At 43.0% G+C, this 223-nt stretch carries 1 pseudogene; it reads right to left on the bottom strand.

The annotated features are described in order from the left end of the window. Positions 1–223, bottom strand: a pseudogene (locus ABR397_RS24480) (phage tail protein); the annotation flags it as partial.

Consider the following 223-nt stretch of genomic DNA (forward strand, 5'->3'; position numbering starts at 1 on the left):
CATTGAATAACGTATTGCGGTAGTAATATCATTCAATATCCCGTTCATATCCTTGCCAGATGGAGGAATTCCACCAGCAGATATTGCTGTCATCGTTAACGGGGGAAAACCACTCGGATACGTAGCTACTCCTTTTGCCAAGCTGCTTTCAGTTGATTTTGTTGCAATCTCGTTATAGTCTCCGGCGCTCGCAAACGGAACAGCAATAAGATTAGGTTTTTCA

This window comes from Photorhabdus viridis, assembly GCF_040256935.1.
Classification (GTDB): domain Bacteria; phylum Pseudomonadota; class Gammaproteobacteria; order Enterobacterales; family Enterobacteriaceae; genus Photorhabdus; species Photorhabdus viridis.